The sequence below is a fragment of the Pseudomonas sp. GW101-3H06 genome, from assembly GCF_059424605.1.
This window is the reverse complement of record NZ_JBWKZO010000001.1, coordinates 942,032-961,525: the sequence shown is the minus strand read 5'-3', so window position 1 is coordinate 961,525 and position 19,494 is coordinate 942,032. Positions and strand designations below refer to the sequence as shown.

The following is a 19,494-nucleotide window of genomic DNA, read 5'->3' as shown; positions in this document are numbered from 1 at the left end:
AAAGCGGTATCTGATTGCAAACTTTTCTGGGGTGAACAGTTTATCCGTGTCGCTTGGGAAATCCACTTGTGCTATGCGCATTTTTAAAAGCAACTCCTTTGCTATTTAGAATTTTTAGTGAATCGGGCGGTAATCGCTTTTTGGCTGGTAATATTACATTTATTATGGCTGCCCGAATCTTGCGTTACACCAATCGGATGAGCAGAGAAAGAGTTCCGGAAAGCACTGCCTTCATCTCGATATTACGAGGTCGATCGTGATTTGTCTATAGTTCCTGTCAGATTTAACGTCATTCTGTATGCGTGACCATGGCAACCCCAATGCATATATTTTGGTCTGGTTCCTGTTTGCCGCTAGAGGCTAAATAGGGACTAAAGGAGTCGGCTTCTGTTTACTGATATCAGACATTCGCCGACCAGAGTAATAAGCGGCCGTTAGTTTTTCGACGTTAGTCGCTGGAAGTACGGAGGGGTTGCTACTGGATTAACCCGTTAGATGGAATAAATTACTGAGTTTAGGCGGTATATGCAAAAGCCATACGATTATATACGCTAATAGCTTGATGATGACAAAGCGAATGTTGGTGTGTAGCCATCTACCTGCATTGTGACAATAGTTTTAATGTAGTTTATTTTTATAGTCAGACAATATCTGATTTCATGCCTGTAGTCGGGGGCATAAGGTTGAAGTTGCTTTAGAGGTAGAGAAGAGGGGCATGGCGGTCGCCTCGAAAAACTGAGCTACGCCCGCCGATAGCCCCTGCAAGACCTGTTTGTAGCCGGTCCACTTCGCCACTCTCAAAGGATATAGCGAGCGCTGGCAAGCAATTCTACCTACAGATAGTTTGTGAGAGAAAAACCACAAAAAGAACCTGCGAAAACAGCGAAAACTCTTACAATCCAATGCTGGATTTCCTACACATTTTTCGCCCCCACCGATACTCAAGAGACAGCCCCGTGAGTGACTCAGACACCTCATCCGCGCCACTGGTTGACGTAGTGAAGCTTGCCGCATCCCTTCAGCGTTTCGCAGATGATCGCGACTGGCAGCAGTTCCACTCCCCAAAGAATCTCATCCTGGCGCTCACTGGTGAGGTAGGAGAACTGTGCGAGATTTTCCAATGGATGAGCGATGCCGATTCGCTCTCCGTAGCTAAAGATCCCGAAATCGGCCTCGCCGTAAAAGACGAATTGGCGGACGTACTGATGTACCTGGTTCGCCTGAGCAGCGTGCTCGGCATCGACCTCAACGAGGCGGTGACACGGAAACTCGCCTCGAACGGCCAGAAGTACCCCGTGCATAAAGCCAAAAGCAGCAGCAAAAAGTACGACCGACTCTGAACAAATCGAATCTAAGGACAGCCCGTGATCGTCTACGCTGCGACCAAACAGCAATTTCTTAAAGACAACGATAACGATGACATTGAGGAGGTGATCCTCAGGCATTACAAGGAAGCTACCGGAAAGAATGTTGGCACATCGGAAATCAGGTCGTGGCAAGGATCCCTAACGTACATGGCCAAGGTCCTTAGAGATGAGGGCCTGCCGAGCGACGCAGGCTTGGCCATTGAATTGCACATTCCGCAGTCGTCGAAGCGAATCGACTTTCTACTCACCGGTCGCGACGAAAACCAGGCAAAAAAGGCCGTACTGATAGAGCTGAAGCAATGGAGTAAGGCCAACGCCACAACCAAGGATGCCATCGTCAAAACGGCGTTGGGCGGCGGCCTCATTGAGACCATTCACCCGTCCTATCAGGTATGGTCATATGCAGCGCTGCTGGAAGGCTTCAACGAGGCGGTGTATGACAAAAGCATCGAAATCCGTCCGTGTGCCTACCTCCACAACTATGTCAGCGACGGCATCATAGATTCGGCTCACTACGAGCCCCACATCAACAAGGCTCCGCTGTTTCTGAAAGGCCCGGAAGAGCTCAGTAAACTCAGGAGCTTTCTGAAAAAGCATATAAGTCATGGCGACAACAAAGAGGTTCTTTACGAGCTGTCCGAAGGAAAAATTCGCCCGTCCAAGGCGCTAGCCGAAGCCCTCGGTGGGTTGATGAAAGGCAAACCCGAGTTCGTATTGATTGACGATCAGAAAGCAATTTTTGAGTCGGCGCTGGCGGCGGCAAGCGAGGCCTCGGACCAAGCCCCCAAGGTGATGATCATTGAAGGTGGGCCGGGCACTGGGAAGACCGTTCTGGCTATCAATCTGCTGGTGAGGCTCACCGAATTGAAGCTGATGAGCAAATACGTTTCCAAGAACGCAGCCCCGCGTAAGGTCTACGAGAGCAAACTGGTTGGCACCATCAAGCGCAGCCATTTCTCGAATTTCTTTTCAGGCTCTGGGGCATTCATCGACACTGAGCCCAACACGTTCGATGCGCTTATCGTGGACGAAGCTCACCGGCTGAATAAAAAAAGCGGGCTTTATGGAAACCTTGGGGAAAACCAGATCAAGGAGCTGATTGATTCAGCGAAATGCTCAATTTTCTTCATTGATGAAGACCAGCGTGTAACCTTGAGCGATATCGGCAGCAAGCAGGCGATACGCGCCTTTGCAAAAGCCAAGGGTGCTGTGGTTGAAGAACACGTGCTTTCTTCGCAGTTTCGCTGCAGTGGTTCTGACGGTTACCTGGCATGGCTGGATGACACGCTAAGCATTCGCTCGACGGCAAATCCGACGCTTGAGACTCAAGAGTACGAGTTTAAGGTGTTCGACTCACCTCAGGCGATGCATGAAGCAATCAACGAGAAAAACTACGGAAACAAAGCTCGTGTGGTCGCGGGCTATTGCTGGCCTTGGTTGAGCAAGAAAGACCCCACCGCTGCTGATATCGTGATTGGTGACTACAAACGCCAATGGAACCTGGATCAGGATGGCAGCCTATGGATCATCGCTGAGAACTCCATCGAGCAGGTTGGCTGCATTCATACCTGCCAAGGTTTGGAAGTCGACTACATCGGGGTGATCATCGGGCCAGACCTAGTCATACGTGACGGTAAGGTAGTGACATCCCCGGATGAACGCGACAAGCACGATAAATCGATTCGCGGCTGGAAAAAAATGATGAAAGAGCAACCTGCCCTCGCGAAGAATGAAACAGACCTGATCATAAAGAATACATACCGAACCCTGATGACACGTGGGATGAAGGGTTGCTACCTGTACTGCACCGACAAAGAGACTGCGAAATACTTCGAGAGCCGGCTTAGCTAACACAGCAATCATTGACGGTATCGTTTGCTAGGAGCCCCTGTACCGGCGAGCGCAGGGGCAACTATCAACAGCGCGACCATCTGCATGATAGATTCGGCTCCGATTCGTTTTGGGGGGCGGAGCTCATAAAGCACCGTCCATCGGAATCCAGACCAAGCTGCGTTCCAACTGGTATTCCAAGTAATTTGACCAATAAATTATTAACCAGAAAAAACAGATAGATACCGACTAGTTTCAAATTACCCCGGCTCCACCATCACCCGACACAAAGCCCCGACCTTCGGGGCTTTGTGCTTTCTGGCCCTGCGGTTTCCGGCAGGTGTGGGATTGAGGTGTGGCATTCTTGTGGGGCATCACTTGGTCGCCCGACATGAAACGCAACCCTTCCTGCCTACGCTCAATCGTTATGGAACCTTCTACTTTCGAATCATGATTCCGCTCTCGTTGCGTGCCCTGTTGAGACAGCGTGAGGTCAGACGAACCCTAAAAACCGATAGCCATAGATTAGCCCTCAAACGTGCCCGGCAGTATGCTGCCCGCTATGAAACTACCTTTGACAGAGTGATGAATGTGGTAGAGCGCGACGAGCTTGGCCTTACAGAAGTGGACTGCATTGAACTGCTGGAGCTGCTCCCGGACTTTTCTAGCCCAAAACACGGCGACAGACCGTCTTAGCCGATGCTTTCTTATAAAGAGATCTAAGCCCGACAGCGCCGTAGAGAGGTGGAGAGACTGTTAACAGAGCGTATCACCGACCAATTCCAAGCGAGCAAGAGCCGATGGCACAACAGCTGCTGGAACTCTCCCGGTCCTACCCTCCAACCGAGCTTCGAGTGGTACAGCCAAAGCTTCGAGATGAATTGGTCAGAGTGGATGAAAATCTTTACATTCGTAAACTAAGACACTGGCCTCAAATCCACGAAGGCAAGACACAATCTTTCCACCCTTCAAGTAATAACGATACTCTGCCATGCCATTTATAGAGTTCGGATCGACCTGCACACGGGTGGATTTCGCGGTCAACTCCTTGTGCTTATTATCAGCATATTCTTTCATTCTTGCGTTTTCCGAAGCCCTTTGCTCCAACCACATTTTTTGCGCTTCGGCAACAGGATCAATTTCTGGCTTTCGAGCCTCTTCAATTTCTGCTAATTCTTTCGGGGATAGTTGAACAACTTTCTGAGAGAAGACTTCAACCTCGACCTGCCCCAAGAAACCACGATCAACCACAACGCCTTTTACTTCCACCTTGTCATCCATGTAGCCGATTACTTTTTCCAGCTCAGCCTCAAACAAGGTATTACTATCAAACCCAGGCAGCCTTGTATTCGATAGAGACAACTCACAATCACTATCTACCGAGCAGCCCTTGGAGTATGCGACAACCGAGAACGACTTATCCAAACACTTACTCTCGAATTCATCTTCCGACATCTTGTTTAGACCATGTCCATTCAGACAACCACTGACCTCATCAGGAGCAATAAGGTTTTTTTCATCAAACCTAACCGAGGTAAAATAAAAATATGACAGAACAACAATCAAGCCTAAGACGACCCAGAAAGCAGCCCCTCCTTTTGAAACCGACTCGACTACCTGGCTTGAAGCCTTGTCACTCATCCTCCCCCCCTAACTATTTCATTTAATTGGATTTGGCTTGGCTTGGCTTGGCTTGGCTTGGCAAAAATTTGCTCTACTCAACGGAGCATCGCACTCTTCGGTGCACGCCAAACATTTTCAAGTTGCTAACCAGTTACTCACACACTAGCCCAACAGCGCCAAAGTGCAATTATACTTGCTTGACGCTACGGGCAAACACGACCGTATAACGTCGTACCAGAGCGCGGCGTCACGCCTTTGGTTAAATACTCAGACACTTGCCAACTATAAAGAGATGATGGCGCAGTTTCGTCGGGAAGGTTATGGGGGTGCTCGTCAACTTTCGGGGGATCAAGCCATAGAGCCGTCCATGACCTTAAAAATACTTGCCCGTTACTTTCAGACTACCTGCCACCAGGCTGACACGTATCACGGGGCTCGGTCAGTACATCGGGCACCAAAACTGTGTCCTCTAGAGCAACATCGGCAGACTTACCTCCACCCCAAGATTCCTTGCATGAATGAGACCTTTCCGATGTACCTCAGCAAGCACGACATAGACTGTCGCCCCCTACTGTCATCCTGACTGCACTTGGTAATCTTTAGGTGCAGCCATGCCAATTGCTCCCCCGCCTTTTACTCTCTTCTGCCAGTACTGCTCCTGGAAGAAGACCTTCCTTCCAAGCAGTGACGTGCTGGTGCTGAACCGCGACTGGTTCACCCACTGCCCCACCTGCAACACCCCTTCGCCTCACCGTCGCACGGCCACCCCCAAGGAAGTGTTCAAAACACGGCTGGAAGAATTCCTGACGCTCCAAGGCTGAATCTCGCCAGCGCGACACAGGTTGTCGCGCCAACCCGGACGATGACCCACATCTTCAAGAGGGCCCAACGATGAAAAATCTGCTCGCCACCATCGGACTCTTCGTGGTGCTGACCAAAGGTTACGCGTTCTACCGCGAATACAGCGAAATGAAGCGCGAACGCGAACGCGAAGCGCAGCGGCCTGCCGCAGACTGAAACAAAGCGAAATACCAGCTACCACCCCCTGAACAATTGATGGCATAAAGCCATTCCATTGAGTAGGATTCACGCCAACTTGACGCCAACCTGCTGGCGCTCAGTAGAGACGTAAAACCAGGAAGTCACCATGTCCCAAGCGAAGGATACGCTGCTCAGGCTGTTTGCATTGCTACGCCTGATACCCACCGAACCTCAGCGAATTGCAACCCCGACCCTGCTCGAAAAGCTCCGTGACAGAGGCTTCTCGGTCACCCTGCGCTCGATCCAGCGTGACTTGAGCCGGCTGTCGATCCCGTTCTCCCTGCAGTGTGACGACAGCGAAACGCCCTTCCGCTGGAGCTTCACCCGCGAGGCACCACTCAAGCTGGAAGACATGGACGCGCCCACCGCACTGGCGCTGTTCCTCTCGGAAAGCCACTTGACCCCGATCCTGCCGCAAAGCGTTCTGGACCAGCTGGGCCCTCAGTTCCGCCGGGCCCGCAACTTCCTCAATGGCCTGGGTGGCAACGGCCTGGCCGACTGGGCAAAGCGAGTTCGCTCACTGCCCAACGGCAAGACCCTGCTCCCGGCGCAAGTCAGCGCACACACCTGGGCCCAGGTGTCGGCCGGACTGCTGGAGCGCAAGCAGCTGGAAGTGTTCTACCACAGCCGCAGCAAGGGTGAACTCAAGCGCTTTCGCCTGCACCCGGCAGGCCTGGTGTCGCGCCATGCGGTGAGTTACCTGCTGGCCTCTGTGGATGGCTACAGCGACCTACGCCAATTCGCCTTGCACCGGATCACCGAAGTGAGCGTGCTCGAAGAGGCCGGTCACGAACATGAAAGCTTCGACGTGGATGCCTACATCGCCAGCGGCGTTTTCAGCTATCGAGAGGCAGAGGCCCAGGTCGAGCTGATCGCGGATGTACGCCCGCAGATCGCTGCCCTGCTCAATGAAACGCCGCTGAGCCAGCAGCAGACTTTAAGCAACGTTTCCGAACAGGGGTGGCACCGCCTGCACGCCACCGTACCGCTAGACCGCGAAACGCTGTGGTGGATCTTTGCCCTGAATGAAAACATTCGCTTGCATGCGCCCCAAGTGTGGGTGGACGAAGTGCGCGAGCGACTGAATTCGATGCAGGCACTGTACCAGCACACTCACGCAACGCCGCAACTGCAACCCGCCTGACCTTCAACAATCAAAAGGACATTGCCATGCCACTACCCCTCATCCTCGGCGCTGCCGCGCTGGTCAGTGCTGCCTACGGCGCCAAGAAAGGCTACGACGGCTACCAGAAGCATTCGGAAGCCGATGACATCGTCAACGCTGCCAAAGCACGTTATGCCGACAAAAAGAAAGCATTCGACGTACAGGAAAAAGCCACTAACGCGGCACTTGAGGCGCTGGGCCGGGAAGAACTCGAGATCGGCAAGAAGTTTGACGAGTTCAAGACCCTCGCCAACGAGTTGCTGGATAAGCTCAACGCTGACCGCCAGGACAAGCTGAAAATCAATATTCCGAAGCACAAGCTGCAGAGCATCGAGAGCTACAGCTACACCGCTGTTGGCGTGCTGGGCGCCACCGCGGGAGCAGGCATTGCCGGCGCAGCGGCCGGGTTTGCCGTATATGGCGGCGTCATGGCGCTGGGCGCGGCCTCCACTGGCACCGCCATCTCCTCGTTGGCCGGGGTAGCGGCGACCAACGCAACGCTGGCGGCAATCGGCGGCGGCTCGCTCGCCACAGGCGGCCTGGGTATGGCTGGCGGTACCGCAATCCTGGGCGCCGCCGTGGCAGGCCCGGTACTGGCTATCGCCGGCTGGGCTTACGACAGCCATGGCGATGAAGCACTGAAGAATGCCCACAAGGCTGACCGCGAAGTGGACAGTGCGCTCACCAAGCTGCAGAAAGCCCAGCAGCAGCTGAGCAAGGCAGAAGACTACGCCTTCGACATCAATGACGTGTTGAAGTCGGTGTACGGACAGTTCGACAAGTACTTCGAACACCTCAAGTACGCAGCCCGCCGTATCGAAGACATCCGCTCCCGCAAGCTCGACCCGCACGCTGAAATGGCCAGCATGAGCGAAACCATCCTGCGCGCGATCAACAACGGTTTTACCCTGGCCGCCATCCTGGTCGACTTGATCACCACCCCGCTGTTCAAGGTCAAGGAAGTGAACGGCAATGTGGTCAAGGACAAGAACGACGTCCCGGTCATGGCTACCGATGCCGATGGCTCGATGATCCTCAACAGCTCCAAGCTGGACGAGCAGATCAGCGAAACCAAGACCAAGGCGCAAGGCGTCGAGCCCGCCTGATGTCCTGTGCGGGGTCGAAAGACCCCGCCTCCGCTTCGCCTTCACTCATTCGTCATGGATGCTCCTATGCACGCCGCAGCGCAAGACTTCCCCTGGGCCGAAGAGCTCGAAAAAACTGTAATCACCAGCCTCACGACCAGCTTTGGCCTGGACTTTCTGCTGTTCAAGGACAAGCAGGGCGGCGAGGTCGACACCATCCACAACGTGCGCAACGGCGTATGGGCGACTGACGCAGAAAAGCAGCGTTTCCAGCAGCGCGACGAGTACGATTCCACGCCCTACCACCAACACGCGAATTACATCGCCACTGGCCAGAAAGACAAGGCCAGCCAGGCGGCAGGCACTCTGAAGGACCCTTACCGCAGCAAGGTGATGGCTGCCAATGAACAGCGCAACCTGGACCACGTAATCAGCGCCAAGGAAATCCACGATGATGCCGGGCGGGTGCTGGCCGGGCTCAGTGGTGTGGAGCTGGCCAACCAGAGCAGCAACCTGCAGACCACCCACGAGACGATCAACAAGTCGAAGAAGCAGACGCCGATCAACGAGTACCTGGACAAGCTGCCGGGCCTGGTCTCCAACCATGAGAAGTCGCTGGCGGGCGACCGCGCGCGCCTGACGAAAATGCCACGCGAAACGCCGCACCAGCAACATGAAGCTCGCGCGCTGGAAGACAAAATCCGCAAGACCGAAAGCAAGATCAACGAGCTCAAGGCCGTGGACCCTGAAGGCATGCGCAAGCGTGATGCCGAGGCCCGCGCGCCGTACGATCAGCAGATCAACGCAGCCTACTACACCAGTAGCAAGTTCCTGCACCAGACCGCATGTGCGACGGGCTCTGCCGCATTGGCCATGGGTACCCGGCAGATGCTCGGGCTGGTGATGGCGGAAGTGTGGTTCGAACTGCGCGAGCAACTGCCGGCCCTGCTGGACAAGCTCAAGCACACTTTCAGCCTGGAGGCCTTCGTCGACAGCATCAACAAGTCGCTCAAGGGCATCTGGAAGCGGGTGCAGGCGCGTTTCAACGACTTCCTGGTGGCGTTCAAGGATGGCGTGTTTGCCGGTGTGCTCGGGAGCCTGACCACCACCGTGTTCAACATCTTCGCCACCACTCAGGCGATGGCGATCAAGATCATCCGCGAGCTGTGGGGTCAGTTAGTCAAGGCCATCAAGCTGATGGTGTTCAACCCTGACCAACTAAGCTTCGTGGAGCAGTGCCAGGCGGTGACGTCGTTGCTGTCGGTGGGCGTTGCCACGGTGGTGGGCACCATGGCTTACACCCAGCTGGTGCCGTTCCTCAGCTTCCCGTTCGGCACCGAGCTGGCCGCGTTTGCCGGTGCGCTGGTAACGGGCCTGGTGACCCTGGGCCTGAACTACTTCCTGCTGCACAGCGCGATGGCGCGCAAGCTCTGGGCCTTCATCGAATCTCTGACGCCGCACGCCGGCACGGTGCGCGAGTTCCAGGCCATCAACGCGGAGCTGGACCGCTACCTGCTGGAGTTGAGCCGGCTGGAGTTCAACCTGGACGTGGAGGAGTTACAGGCCTTTACCCAGGAGCTTGAGGCGTGCAATGACGAGATCCAACGCAGTGCGATACTGCAGCAGGCTGTGGCGGCTCGTGGGATCGAGTTGCCGTTCGAAGTGGGTAACGCGGCCAGCACGCGCAACTGGCTGGCTTCGCTGGTATGACGCTACCAGCGTTTCCTTGTACGCAGTGCGGGCTGTGTTGTCGCAATGTACATCTTGCGGAACAGACGCGGTATCTGGATCGGGGGGATGGGGCTTGCCGGCATTACAGTGATGCCGACAAGCACTGCCTGATCTACGAGACCCGGCCGGATATCTGCCGGGTCGACCGGCAGTACCAGATGCACTATGCGCAACGGTTCAGCTGGGAGACGTTTACAGAGGTGAATGTGGAGGTTTGCAAACTGCTGCAGCTTCAGGCCCAGGAGTGAGCTAAGCCGACACATTCACAAGCACACTGCGCCCCCTTTTCCTTCTCCCTTTTCCGGTCCCCTTTTCCGATCCATGTGGACGCAGCAACCTCCACCCATTTTCCCACTGGCAGACGGCCAGGCACGGATGCCACGCGGATCAGGTGCTTGAAGCGTCCCGGACGAAGGGATGTTGCACGGCGAATGGATGCAGTCATGGGCTCTCTGTCAGGTTGGTGACGAATCGCGGAGGATCCTGAGAGAGTTGGTAGCGGGCCTCCTGAAAAGCTTACAGGTCCGTGTGCTTGGTGTTCACGGAAAATTGCTCCGCACGGTGTGCAGGCGAAAGCGCCTTAAAACGACTAGAACTGTAGCGTAAGGACGCAATGTCCGCGCAGGGGGAGCAGTCATATGATCAAAATTCGTGTTTTCAGCGTCTTGTTGACCTTGGTGCTGGCCTGTACAGCATTACCAGGGTTTGCCAGCCCGGTCAGAGGATTCGACTGGTCAACAGGGCAAGGACTATTTGATACATGTTCAGGTATCAGCATTCCCCAAGATAAGGCTACGGAAGACGATATGGCACTGATGCTGATGTGCATAGTGCAGTTTAAAACCTGGCGTGATTCGTTGACCTATATGGATGCCTACAAAACGCTGAAACTCGATCAGAGTGGGCCCATTTGCATACCACAAATGGTCACGCTCAAGACAGTTATCGAGAAGTTTCTCGCGTGGTCGAAAGCGAATATGACCCGAGAACTAAAGGCTCAACCGAGCACCCTTAGTGTTTTCAAATTCATGCTCACCGCCTACCCCTGCCCAGCGGAACCTAAGAAACAGAGATCCTATGAGCGCGAAAGTTAACGGTCAGGGGTACTTAGCGCAGTGCGTTGGTTCTGCCTCGTTAACCCAGTGGGAAATAGGATTCCACACGACACACCCCCTCGGCGCGCACGGCCATACACGCTGAAATCCGAATAGCCGATTTTCATCTAGAAAGATCAAGTTTTCAGCGACCGACGGGGCAACCGCCAACCGGCATCAAGCGTCTGCTCGCCCCCCTCCCAGTCAGGCCGTGCCGTAAGCAGCACTCACCATCGGATGAGCTGGAAAGTCCGTGTAACCCACTTCACCCCGTCGGGTGTAATACGTTGATCGATCCGCTTCGGCCAGCGGCCAGCCGTGCTTGAGGCGCTCAGCCAGATCCGGGTTGGCGATATAGGGTCTGCCGAAGGCGATCAAGTCCACTAAGCCGGTGTCGAGTGCATCCCGGGCGCTCTGGCGATCAATAAAACCACCGCACCAGATGATTGCACCCGCAAACGCCGCCCGCACCTTGGCCAGCAGCGCGTGGTCGAGGTGGTGTGATTTGAACTCGGCAATTTCCATGTTCGCCTCAGGCATCAGCTCGTAGACCAGGTGCAGATAGGCGACGCCCAGGCGCCCCAAACGCTCGGCAACGTACAGCAGGGTTTCCTCGGTCAGAGGGTCTGGCGCAATACCGTTGAACTTGCCGAACGGGGACAGGCGGACACCCACGCGCCCCGGCCCCAGTTCACGCACCGCCGCTTCAACGACTTCCATCAGGAACCGTGTACGGTTTTCTACGCTGCCTCCCCCGTAGCAATCGGTGCGTGTATAGAGCACCGAGCTCATGAACTGTTCGAACAGGTAACCGTTGGTGCCGTGGATTTCGACACCATCAAATCCAGCCTTCCGAGCATGGACGCAGCTTTGGGAAGATGGCCCGCACCGCACCTGCGATCTGGAAAAGCGCATTGCAGGCGTGTCACAGAGAATGTTGATCGAGCAGCTGCGAGCGCTCGAAGAGCATGGAATGGTGAATCGGCAACCCAGCGCCGAGGATCGCCAGGGAGTCGAGTACGTGCTCACCCCGCTTGGCGAAAGTTTGCGACCGATTCTGGAGACGCTGATTGAATGGGGCGCCCATCACGCCAGGGAGCTCGACGAAGACCATAGGCTGGTGCCATGCGATGCCGTGGTTCGAGATCGCAACAACTGACGCCCATTCAGCCCTGGCCAACCAACGCGCCTCAACTCAAGCGAAAGTCACTCAAGTCTATCGACACCATCAAGCGTTCACGCATGGGCTGCAAATCCGCGTCCCGCAGGTAGGCTCTACGCCGGGTAGGAAAGCGAAAACCCTGGGCTTCAACGTAATCGCTGACGTATTGGGCAGCAGCAAATCCACCCGCCACGTCGACGTGATAGTCGTGACGGCGCAGCAGGAAATCGTCACCGAAGTAAAAATCCTGAAAGCGACTGTGACTGGCAATGTCTTCCGGAAATTCCACTCGCAGTCCACGCCAATGCTCCTGACCTTCCTGCCAGGGCGTAATTTCATTGACGCTGAAGCCCGGCATCGCCATGAAGAACGGTGTCGTCAAGTACGTCCACATGGCGTATCCGCTGAAGTACGCGCGATGCAACGGGTCCCAGGGGGTGTCCATGACATGCCCGGCGAATGCCTCGCGCGGGTTCGAACGCTCACGGACGATTTCACCCTGGGTGGTTTCGATGGCGATGTAGTCGGCCCTGAATACCGTGCGCCAGTCGGGTTTGCCGAACGGTGTCACCGAGGCGCGTTGCTGGTGCAGGCTGACGGTCATTTCCCGGGGCACGGTGTCTTGTGACACGCTCTTGATTCCCCACAACTCGCCCCCCGTCACGATGGTGGCGTTGAGTGTGGTGAAACGGTTCCAGCGCTCCAGGCCGCCATGGGCATCGAGCACCTTTTGCAGCAATTCGATCATCGTTCGTACTCCGCAATGCTTTGTGCAGAAGCGAGCTCGCTCGCGAAAAACCTGAAGGCGCCGTTGGGTATCTGGTTTTACGCGTCATCGTTCACGACCATCGCGAGCGAGTTCGCTCCTACCGGGGCGCGAAACCTATCTTACTTCGACGGCTCGCCCAGCATACCGGTGTAGTGGGCCAGGCGTTTCTCGACATCCGCTTTCTTCTGCAGGCCAAGCTCCATCAACTGCTTGATCCGCGCCTGCGCCGCCGGCCGTTGCACCGAGCCGATGAAGCCTTCCCACTCGCTGGCGATGGCTTCGTTGGGCGGCAGGCTGGCGGCATCGACCAGGCGCTTGATGTCGGCAATCGACTGCTTGTCGAAACGGGCGATGCGTCGGGCCATCGTGTCGACGAACTTGTCGAGTTCGGCGTCGGGCAGCGCGCGATTGACGTAACCATAACGCTCGGCGAGTTCGCCATTGATGTCGTTGCCGGTCAGCAACACTTCCAGCGCCCGCCCGCGCCCCATCAGCCGCGGCAGTCGAGCCATGGGGCCGCCCCCCGGTACCAGCGCGGCGCCGATTTCCCATTGCGACAGGATGGCTTTCTCCCGGCTGGCAAAACGCATGTCGCTGGCCAGGGCCAGTTCGCTGCCGACGCCGGTGGCGCGTCCACGAATCGACACGATCGAGACCACCGGCGCCTTGCTCAGCCGCACCAGCATGTCGGGCAGCGGCGGCAGACCGGTCGGACCGTTAGGCAGACTGGTGGTATCGGTCAGCGGCGGCACGAAGTCATAGTGGGTCAAAAAGAAGTCCGGCACATCGCTGTCGAATACCACGACCACCAGTTTCGGATCGGACTCGATGGCCGTGACCACTTCGTTCAACTGCGGCATGGTTTCCGGCCCATAGATGTTGTACGGCGGATTGTGGAACGTCACCCGCCAGTATTCGGGCGTGACCCGCGTGAGCTTGATTTCCTGTTTGACCGCACTGGTGGAGGATGCCTTGTCGGCGGTTGAAGGGGCTGTCTGGCCTGCGAGCGCTGTGTCCGTCATCGCTGTGCTGGCGAAAATCAATGCAGCCGTGAGTAACTGAAATCTCATGGGAACTTCTCCAGAGGATTGCCTGGTGGCATGTGGATTCCCGGTGAGCAGTCATTGCGGCCTGCCTGCTGCGCGGAGCGTGATCACTCACGCGCCGTGCTCGGTCCCTCTGCGGGTCAACACATCGTTAGTGTGTGCAGCGCCGCAAAGCGGTCGGGCACGATCGGAGGCATCGGCTAGGGTCAACATAAGCGGGAGGCCCGGAACACGTCTCTTCGGCGCCAGCTCCGACGGTTCAAGCGTAGCAGCGCAAATTGGGCTGACATGACCTGTCATCGGATGAGATCACACCCGACATTTGAAGGCACCGACGAAGGTCGCCAGCGCCTTGCGGGTGTTTAGCGTGACAACATGAAGGTGTCGTACTCGAGGTCTTCCAGTGCCGTGGACAACCGATGCAGCCCCAGCAGTACACATACCAGCAGCGAAAGAGTGAAGCCGTAGCCGAAGAAGCTCGGCCCAAGGTGCATGCTGAGCAGCGTCAACCCGGCGTTCAACACCGCGAAAATCACACACAGCTCCAGCACCACGGCACGCTTGTCGAGGTAGAAAAACACGTTGAGCAGTGCCATGAACACCACCTGGATACTCACCCCGATCAGGTCGATGTAGAACAGCGGCAGGTAGTAACTGGAGATTCCCAGCCAGTCCAGCAAGCGCGGAGCGAACAGAAACAGCAGCACCACGGTCAGCCCCTGCACCTTGCAGATTTCCAGCAGGCCCTGACGGATAGACAGGGTCATTTCGGTTTTCAGCGAACTGATGTGCTGCAGGGTTTCACCTTCGCGGATGGCCCGGAACAGTCGGTCATACCACTCGGCAAAATCGGTTTCGATGCGCACCAGGAACACCGCCATGCCGGGAATGATCGCCAGGTACGCGAGGAAGATCGGCAAGTCATACAGGATCGATGCTCGCAGCGGACCGATGACGATGTTCGAGGTACCCGGGTTGAACCAGAACAGGAACTTGTCGATCCAGATACCCAGGTTATAGAAGAGCCCGGTGGCCAGCAGGCTGAGGAACACCTGGCGGCGCTGGAGGAAGTCGAAGGCGATCAGCTTCTCGGCGCGGTACTCGCGCAAAATGTCATAGAGAAACAGGAACAGCAGCGTGCTGTGCCCGATCAACAACGCCAGCAGCAAGCCTGCAATCCCCAGGAAGGCCAGCAGATACGCACTGACAACCATCAGCGTGTAGCCCACCAGCATCACCAGCAGGATACGGTTATAGGCCTTCATCCCCGAGAGGAAGATGATCACCATCCACAGGTTGCACAGCACCACGAAGTTCGACAGCACCAGCAATCGGTAGATCAACGACTGATCGAACAACAGGCTCAGCACGACAATTCCCAACACACCGGCACCGATGGTGACGAGCAACAGCACGCCCAGCAGGTTGGGCAGAATCTGTTCGTATTTGTGCTCGAACAAACGGTCGGAAACGAATCGGGTGAAGAACAGTTGCAAGCCACCGGTGAGGATCAGCGAACTGGCCATCAGGTACGTCACGGTCACCAGAAACTGCCCGACCAGACTGTTCGGCACCACAAGGCCCAGGCTGATGATCCCCACCAGCATCACGCTGATGATCGACAACACCCAGGGACCGGAGCTGATCAGCCCGGCATACACGTAAGCGTGCAAGGTCGCAGTGTAGGAATCGCGCGACAGGATTTTGCGAAGTTCGAAGCCAATCCCGGCCATTTAACTGTTCTCCATGGCGGCTTGATACAAGTCGCGATAACGCTGCAGCATCAAGGCTTCGGTGTAGTAACGGGTGACCCGCAGCAAGCCGCTGGCCTGAGCGGCCTGCCAGCGTTGCGGGCTGCGCAGCAGTTCCAGGATCGCCACGCTGGTGGCTTGTGGATCGGCGATCGCCACGACTTTGCCGGCCAGGCCGAGGTCGCGATCTTCAGCGCTGCCGCCTTCGATCAACTCGCGGCACGATCCCACGTCACTGCTGACCACCGGCGTACCGGCGGCCCAGGCTTCGAGAATCACCAGCGGCTGTGCCTCGCTGATCGAAGTCAGCACCATCAGGCCCAGTTTGGGCAGGATCTCCTGGATACGCTGGAAGCCAAGGAAATGCACCTTGCCCTCCAGCCCAAGGCTGGCCATCAGGCTGCGGCATTCGCTGACGTATTCGGGGTCTTCCTCTTCCGGGCCGACAATCCAGCCTTCAACCTGGGGCATGGCGCTGATTACGCCGCGCATCGCCCGCAGGAAAGTCTTCACGTCCTTGATTGGCACCACACGCCCGATCAACCCCACCACCGGCGCAATGCCGGGCGCGCGGGATTCGAGTGCCGCGGTCCATTGCGGCAGGTCGATGCCGTTGGGAATGACCCGGGTGCGAACCGGATCGGCGCCGTCCTTGATTTGCCGCTGACGGTTGCCGTCATACAGCGAGATGATGCTGTCGGCGCTGTTGTAGGTCAGTTGGCCGATGCGTTCGAAGAAGCGCACCCACAAGGTTCGGATGTAACCCGAGCCGGCGTCGAGACTGCGGTTCAGCGCCTGACCGGAGCTTTCGGCAATCCAGGTGGCCTGGGCCAGGTCGATTTTGCGTTCCTTGGTGTAGATCCCATGCTCACTGAGCAGATAGGTGCAGTTCCAGCGTTGCTTGAGGATGCAGCCCAACAGCCCGGCGTAACCGGTGGAGATCGAATGCAGCACCCGCGCCCGAGGCATGCGGCGCGACGACTCGGCGAGCATCAGCAACGGCGATTGCATCGAGCGCAGGGTCCAGAAATAGTTGATGAACGACGGGTCGGCGCAATGCAGGCGATAACCCTCACTCAACGCCTCCCAACTGGCGCGGCTGCGCAGCACGTCGTCGAGGGTCAGACGCCCTTGGACGATATTGTCGAGCAGGCTTTCGCCCAGCGCAGGTTCCGGCGCGTCCGGGTGATGCAGGAAGCGATACAAATCCTGCAACTGCTGCAGGTCGGCTTCCCGTGGTGTGCCCCGGGAGTCGGTCGGATGGGTCGCGTCTTCGAGGAAGACTTCTTCGATATGCAGCACATTCGGCGGCACCTGGTAGCGACGCTCCCCATAGGCCGAACGCTGCCCACCGATGAACATGACCGAGAACGTCAGTTCCGGCAGGCCGAGGATCATCTGGTGAATCCAGCTCGACACACCGCCGCGCACGTAAGGCCAGGTGCCTTCGAGCAGCAGGCAGATGTCGGCCATTGGCGCCTCTTCCTTGCGACTCATGTCCAACTCCTCACCAGATCAGCGAAGGGTGGTCGCTGACGGGTTTTTTCCGGAAGGCTGGCGAGCAATCCGGGAATTTCGTGATACCGACCGGCCTCGAACGCCAGCTCGGCGTGGAACGGCAGGATCTGCGCCGCGCCCATGCCGTTTTCCTGGGCCTTGGTCAGCAGCACTTCGGCGCGGTCGATATCGCCGCGCTCCAGGGCGATACGCCCCGCCAGCAAAAACAGTTCGCCGCCCTCGCCCGCCTCCAGGCCTTGCTCGGCATGTTCGCTGGCCTGATTGAGCACGTGCTCCAATACACTGCCCTGGGCCAGGCCCAGATACGCCAGCTCCCAATACCAGCGCGCCAGTGTGCCATGCAGCACACCAGCGGCCTTGGCCGGGGCACCGTGCAATTGACCGAGGGCAATCTGGATGCGCAGGTTGATGTCGCTTTCCTGCTTGTCGAGCATCGAGTACGCCAACAGCCGCACGTCATCGCTCGGATCGCCCAGCGCCAGTTTGAGGATCGGCACCGCTTCCTTGCCGGGCATGCGTTTGGTCGCCAGCAACGCCGCCAGGCGCTGATCTGGATCAGACGCATGGCGCAGCACGTCCTGCAAACCGCCATCGGCAAAGATCGGCGTGCGCGATTGCACCTGTGCCCGGTACGGCAGACTCGGAATGCCGACCGCTTGCCAGGCCTGCTTGTCGCGTGTGCGCGGCAGGTACAGGGCCGGGAAGATCGCCGCGACCACACCCACCGCACCAAGCACCGGCACAAAAAACGCCAGGCTGAATATGAACAACGGGCTCCACGGCAGCGGCGAGCGATAACGCGCCGGCAACAGCAGCCAAACCGCGCCGCACAACATGGCGCAGGCCAGGCCATGACTGAGGGTGAACACCCACAATTGGTGCGCCTCGGGCACGTCAACCCACAGGCTGGTCCAACTGCCTGCCTCTAGCAAAAAGGCTCCGCTAAACAGCCACTTGCTGATCATTCAGACCACACTCGTTGAACAGGAAATTACGCAGCCCGTTGTGTTCACCAGGCTCCAGGTTAAAAGGCATGACCCGCACGCCGAGGCTGTCCATATCACTTTCAATACCAAAGTGTTCGTGCAACAGCAGGTTGATCCGCGCCAGGTAACCTTCGGTGCCTTGCGGGCTGGTCAACGGCAACAGCACGAGCAACAACTGATGGTCACGGTTGTTGCGCAGCGGCAAGTGCAGGTCCAGACCGCGCTGGCTGCGTTCCAGCAAGCGCGTCAATTCTTCGTTGGCGCGGGTCATTTCGAAGGCGAACAGACCGGCCGACAACTTGTGTTGCTCGACGTCCACCAGCGAGCGCTTGAGTTGCAGCGTAAAGTGCTGGGCATCGGCATCGGCCAGTTGCAGCACCTGCGTATCGCGCAACAGCAGGTCGGCAATGTGCCCGGCCAGCAATGCGAGCAGGCTCAAGGTACGATCCTGGAAGGCGAAGAACGGCATCTGCCGCACTGCCAGTATCGCCAACAAACGCCCCTCGGCATCGATCAACGGAATGCACGCCTGCAACGACGAGAATTGCGCCGAAGCCCCGGCTTCGAGCAGTTCCTGACGCACGCTCACCAGCTCACCGCGCTCCAGACAGAGCTTGACCAGGCCGTCCTCGGTGTCCAGGGAGCCCATGACACCGACGGTGGCCAGCGGCGTGGGCAACACCCGCTCACCGCGATCGTCGACCCGGTAAAGGCCGGCCACCCGCAGCGCGCCATACTGCCCCAGCACTGCCACGATCGGGTCGGCCAATGCGCCCAGCGCATCGCCTTCGTCCGGCATCACCCGCAGTTTTTCACGCAAGCCCAGCAACGAGCTGCGCAAGCTTTGGTCGCTGCCCGCCACGCGCTGCTCCAGCAGGTCGTGGGAGACCCGCAGGATCTGATGGGCGCGGGTGAATTCATCGAGACGATACTGGCGATAATCGTTGGCCATCTGCAGACGCTCCAGGCGTCGTTCCCACAGATCGCGAACCTCGCCCACCAACATCCCGCACACCAGCACGCCGACAATCCACGACGGCTCAAGCTGTGCGTACCCGGCATGGCCGCTGTAGCGCAGGGCGAACACCGCCATCACCAACAACGCGGCGCTGAGCAGGCCGCGGACAAATCCGTAACGCACACCCAACAGCAGCGGCGCCAGAATCGGCCAGGGGAAACCGCCGTGCATCTGCATCGGGTCTTCCGGGGTCAGCCACAGGCCCAGGCCAATGGCCAGGCCGGTCACCAGGAACGTTTCCAGCCAAGACACCGGGCCGCTGGCGCGAGGCGCCAGGCTGTAATCCATGTGTGGAGAATTCATTGCGA

Annotated in this window: 19 protein-coding genes; 11 read left to right on the top strand and 8 right to left on the bottom strand. The window is 57.4% G+C overall.

What is annotated here, in order from left to right; genetic code table 11:
• The first annotated feature begins 956 nt into the window (after positions 1-956).
• From AC07ZE_RS04350 to AC07ZE_RS04340, 3 genes are all read left to right on the top strand, one after another.
• Positions 957-1,340 (top strand): nucleotide pyrophosphohydrolase, encoded by a 384-nt coding sequence (locus tag AC07ZE_RS04350; protein WP_207261649.1) that lies wholly within the window; start codon positions 957-959, stop codon positions 1,338-1,340.
• A gap of 24 nt (positions 1,341-1,364) precedes the next feature.
• Entirely contained in the window at positions 1,365-3,218 is a 1,854-nt protein-coding gene (locus AC07ZE_RS04345) for a DNA/RNA helicase domain-containing protein (RefSeq protein ID WP_207261647.1), read from the top strand.
• 429 nt (positions 3,219-3,647) lie between these two features.
• Complete coding sequence (locus AC07ZE_RS04340; protein WP_310650389.1) at positions 3,648-3,893, top strand: DUF6538 domain-containing protein; 246 nt, start codon at positions 3,648-3,650, stop codon at positions 3,891-3,893.
• Between the two features lie 189 nt (positions 3,894-4,082).
• Here the strand turns inward: AC07ZE_RS04340 and AC07ZE_RS04335 are convergent, their stop codons facing one another.
• The gene (locus AC07ZE_RS04335; RefSeq protein ID WP_207261644.1) at positions 4,083-4,838 is read right to left on the bottom strand and encodes a hypothetical protein; all 756 of its coding nucleotides are present in this window, start codon (positions 4,836-4,838) and stop codon (positions 4,083-4,085) included.
• A gap of 593 nt (positions 4,839-5,431) precedes the next feature.
• On the opposite strand from AC07ZE_RS04335, the gene AC07ZE_RS04330 reads away from it, so the two are divergent.
• The 7 genes from AC07ZE_RS04330 to AC07ZE_RS04300 all read left to right on the top strand — a co-directional run bounded on the left by AC07ZE_RS04330 (position 5,432) and on the right by AC07ZE_RS04300 (position 10,936).
• On the top strand, positions 5,432-5,641 hold the full coding sequence (locus AC07ZE_RS04330) for a hypothetical protein (protein ID WP_207261642.1): 210 nt from the start codon (positions 5,432-5,434) through the stop codon (positions 5,639-5,641).
• A gap of 70 nt (positions 5,642-5,711) precedes the next feature.
• Positions 5,712-5,837 carry a hypothetical protein gene (locus AC07ZE_RS04325; protein ID WP_259331929.1) on the top strand — a complete coding sequence of 42 codons (126 nt, stop codon included), beginning with the start codon at positions 5,712-5,714 and terminating at the stop codon, positions 5,835-5,837.
• Positions 5,838-5,967: 130 nt separating this feature from the next.
• Positions 5,968-7,005, top strand: coding sequence for a helix-turn-helix transcriptional regulator (locus AC07ZE_RS04320; RefSeq protein ID WP_207261641.1), 1,038 nt, complete (start codon positions 5,968-5,970; stop codon positions 7,003-7,005).
• A 26-nt stretch (positions 7,006-7,031) separates the two neighbouring features.
• Entirely contained in the window at positions 7,032-8,132 is a 1,101-nt protein-coding gene (locus tag AC07ZE_RS04315; RefSeq protein WP_207261639.1) for a chemotaxis protein, read from the top strand.
• Positions 8,133-8,198: 66 nt separating this feature from the next.
• Positions 8,199-9,821: a DNA repair protein gene (locus AC07ZE_RS04310; RefSeq protein WP_207261636.1), complete on the top strand. Its 1,623-nt coding sequence runs from the start codon at positions 8,199-8,201 to the stop codon at positions 9,819-9,821.
• Complete coding sequence (locus AC07ZE_RS04305; protein ID WP_404940849.1) at positions 9,818-10,090, top strand: YkgJ family cysteine cluster protein; 273 nt, start codon at positions 9,818-9,820, stop codon at positions 10,088-10,090. The genes AC07ZE_RS04310 and AC07ZE_RS04305 overlap by 4 nt, the downstream gene beginning before the upstream one ends.
• A gap of 390 nt (positions 10,091-10,480) precedes the next feature.
• Positions 10,481-10,936 (top strand): Rap1a family protein, encoded by a 456-nt coding sequence (locus tag AC07ZE_RS04300; RefSeq protein ID WP_207261634.1) that lies wholly within the window; start codon positions 10,481-10,483, stop codon positions 10,934-10,936.
• Positions 10,937-11,140: 204 nt separating this feature from the next.
• On the opposite strand, the gene AC07ZE_RS04295 is transcribed toward AC07ZE_RS04300, so the two are convergent.
• The gene (locus AC07ZE_RS04295; protein WP_259331928.1) at positions 11,141-11,851 is read right to left on the bottom strand and encodes an oxidoreductase; all 711 of its coding nucleotides are present in this window, start codon (positions 11,849-11,851) and stop codon (positions 11,141-11,143) included.
• Between AC07ZE_RS04295 and AC07ZE_RS04290 the strand changes: the two genes are divergently transcribed.
• Positions 11,754-12,095: a winged helix-turn-helix transcriptional regulator gene (locus AC07ZE_RS04290; RefSeq protein WP_310650356.1), complete on the top strand. Its 342-nt coding sequence runs from the start codon at positions 11,754-11,756 to the stop codon at positions 12,093-12,095. The genes AC07ZE_RS04295 and AC07ZE_RS04290 overlap by 98 nt on opposite strands.
• Positions 12,096-12,126: 31 nt before the next feature.
• Here the strand turns inward: AC07ZE_RS04290 and AC07ZE_RS04285 are convergent, their stop codons facing one another.
• From AC07ZE_RS04285 to AC07ZE_RS04260, 6 genes are all read right to left on the bottom strand, one after another.
• Positions 12,127-12,846 (bottom strand): hypothetical protein, encoded by a 720-nt coding sequence (locus AC07ZE_RS04285; protein ID WP_207261630.1) that lies wholly within the window; start codon positions 12,844-12,846, stop codon positions 12,127-12,129.
• A gap of 140 nt (positions 12,847-12,986) precedes the next feature.
• Positions 12,987-13,937: an enoyl-CoA hydratase/isomerase family protein gene (locus tag AC07ZE_RS04280; RefSeq protein ID WP_137806022.1), complete on the bottom strand. Its 951-nt coding sequence runs from the start codon at positions 13,935-13,937 to the stop codon at positions 12,987-12,989.
• Positions 13,938-14,275: 338 nt separating this feature from the next.
• Positions 14,276-15,646, bottom strand: a complete 1,371-nt coding sequence (pelG, locus tag AC07ZE_RS04275; RefSeq protein ID WP_207261628.1) for an exopolysaccharide Pel transporter PelG — start codon at positions 15,644-15,646, stop codon at positions 14,276-14,278.
• Positions 15,647-17,161, bottom strand: coding sequence for a GT4 family glycosyltransferase PelF (gene pelF / locus AC07ZE_RS04270; protein ID WP_207261619.1), 1,515 nt, complete (start codon positions 17,159-17,161; stop codon positions 15,647-15,649). It abuts the gene before it with no gap.
• Positions 17,158-18,147 carry a HEAT repeat domain-containing protein gene (locus AC07ZE_RS04265; RefSeq protein ID WP_207261618.1) on the bottom strand — a complete coding sequence of 330 codons (990 nt, stop codon included), beginning with the start codon at positions 18,145-18,147 and terminating at the stop codon, positions 17,158-17,160. Before AC07ZE_RS04265 ends, pelF begins: the two co-directional genes overlap by 4 nt.
• Positions 18,125-19,489 (bottom strand): PelD GGDEF domain-containing protein, encoded by a 1,365-nt coding sequence (locus tag AC07ZE_RS04260; RefSeq protein ID WP_259331927.1) that lies wholly within the window; start codon positions 19,487-19,489, stop codon positions 18,125-18,127. Before AC07ZE_RS04260 ends, AC07ZE_RS04265 begins: the two co-directional genes overlap by 23 nt.
• Positions 19,490-19,494 lie beyond the last annotated feature (5 nt).

Coding starts and splice junctions, on each gene's coding strand:
- AC07ZE_RS04340 (WP_310650389.1), top strand. CDS start 3,648: ATGATTCCGCTCTCGTTGCGTGCCCTGTTGAGACAGCGTGAGGTCAGA.
- AC07ZE_RS04335 (WP_207261644.1), bottom strand. CDS start 4,838: ATGAGTGACAAGGCTTCAAGCCAGGTAGTCGAGTCGGTTTCAAAAGGA.
- AC07ZE_RS04330 (WP_207261642.1), top strand. CDS start 5,432: ATGCCAATTGCTCCCCCGCCTTTTACTCTCTTCTGCCAGTACTGCTCC.
- AC07ZE_RS04325 (WP_259331929.1), top strand. CDS start 5,712: ATGAAAAATCTGCTCGCCACCATCGGACTCTTCGTGGTGCTGACCAAA.
- AC07ZE_RS04320 (WP_207261641.1), top strand. CDS start 5,968: ATGTCCCAAGCGAAGGATACGCTGCTCAGGCTGTTTGCATTGCTACGC.
- AC07ZE_RS04315 (WP_207261639.1), top strand. CDS start 7,032: ATGCCACTACCCCTCATCCTCGGCGCTGCCGCGCTGGTCAGTGCTGCC.
- AC07ZE_RS04310 (WP_207261636.1), top strand. CDS start 8,199: ATGCACGCCGCAGCGCAAGACTTCCCCTGGGCCGAAGAGCTCGAAAAA.
- AC07ZE_RS04305 (WP_404940849.1), top strand. CDS start 9,818: ATGACGCTACCAGCGTTTCCTTGTACGCAGTGCGGGCTGTGTTGTCGC.
- AC07ZE_RS04300 (WP_207261634.1), top strand. CDS start 10,481: ATGATCAAAATTCGTGTTTTCAGCGTCTTGTTGACCTTGGTGCTGGCC.
- AC07ZE_RS04295 (WP_259331928.1), bottom strand. CDS start 11,851: ATGCGCTTTTCCAGATCGCAGGTGCGGTGCGGGCCATCTTCCCAAAGC.
- AC07ZE_RS04285 (WP_207261630.1), bottom strand. CDS start 12,846: ATGATCGAATTGCTGCAAAAGGTGCTCGATGCCCATGGCGGCCTGGAG.
- AC07ZE_RS04280 (WP_137806022.1), bottom strand. CDS start 13,937: ATGAGATTTCAGTTACTCACGGCTGCATTGATTTTCGCCAGCACAGCG.
- pelG (WP_207261628.1), bottom strand. CDS start 15,646: ATGGCCGGGATTGGCTTCGAACTTCGCAAAATCCTGTCGCGCGATTCC.
- pelF (WP_207261619.1), bottom strand. CDS start 17,161: ATGAGTCGCAAGGAAGAGGCGCCAATGGCCGACATCTGCCTGCTGCTC.
- AC07ZE_RS04265 (WP_207261618.1), bottom strand. CDS start 18,147: ATGATCAGCAAGTGGCTGTTTAGCGGAGCCTTTTTGCTAGAGGCAGGC.
- AC07ZE_RS04260 (WP_259331927.1), bottom strand. CDS start 19,489: ATGAATTCTCCACACATGGATTACAGCCTGGCGCCTCGCGCCAGCGGC.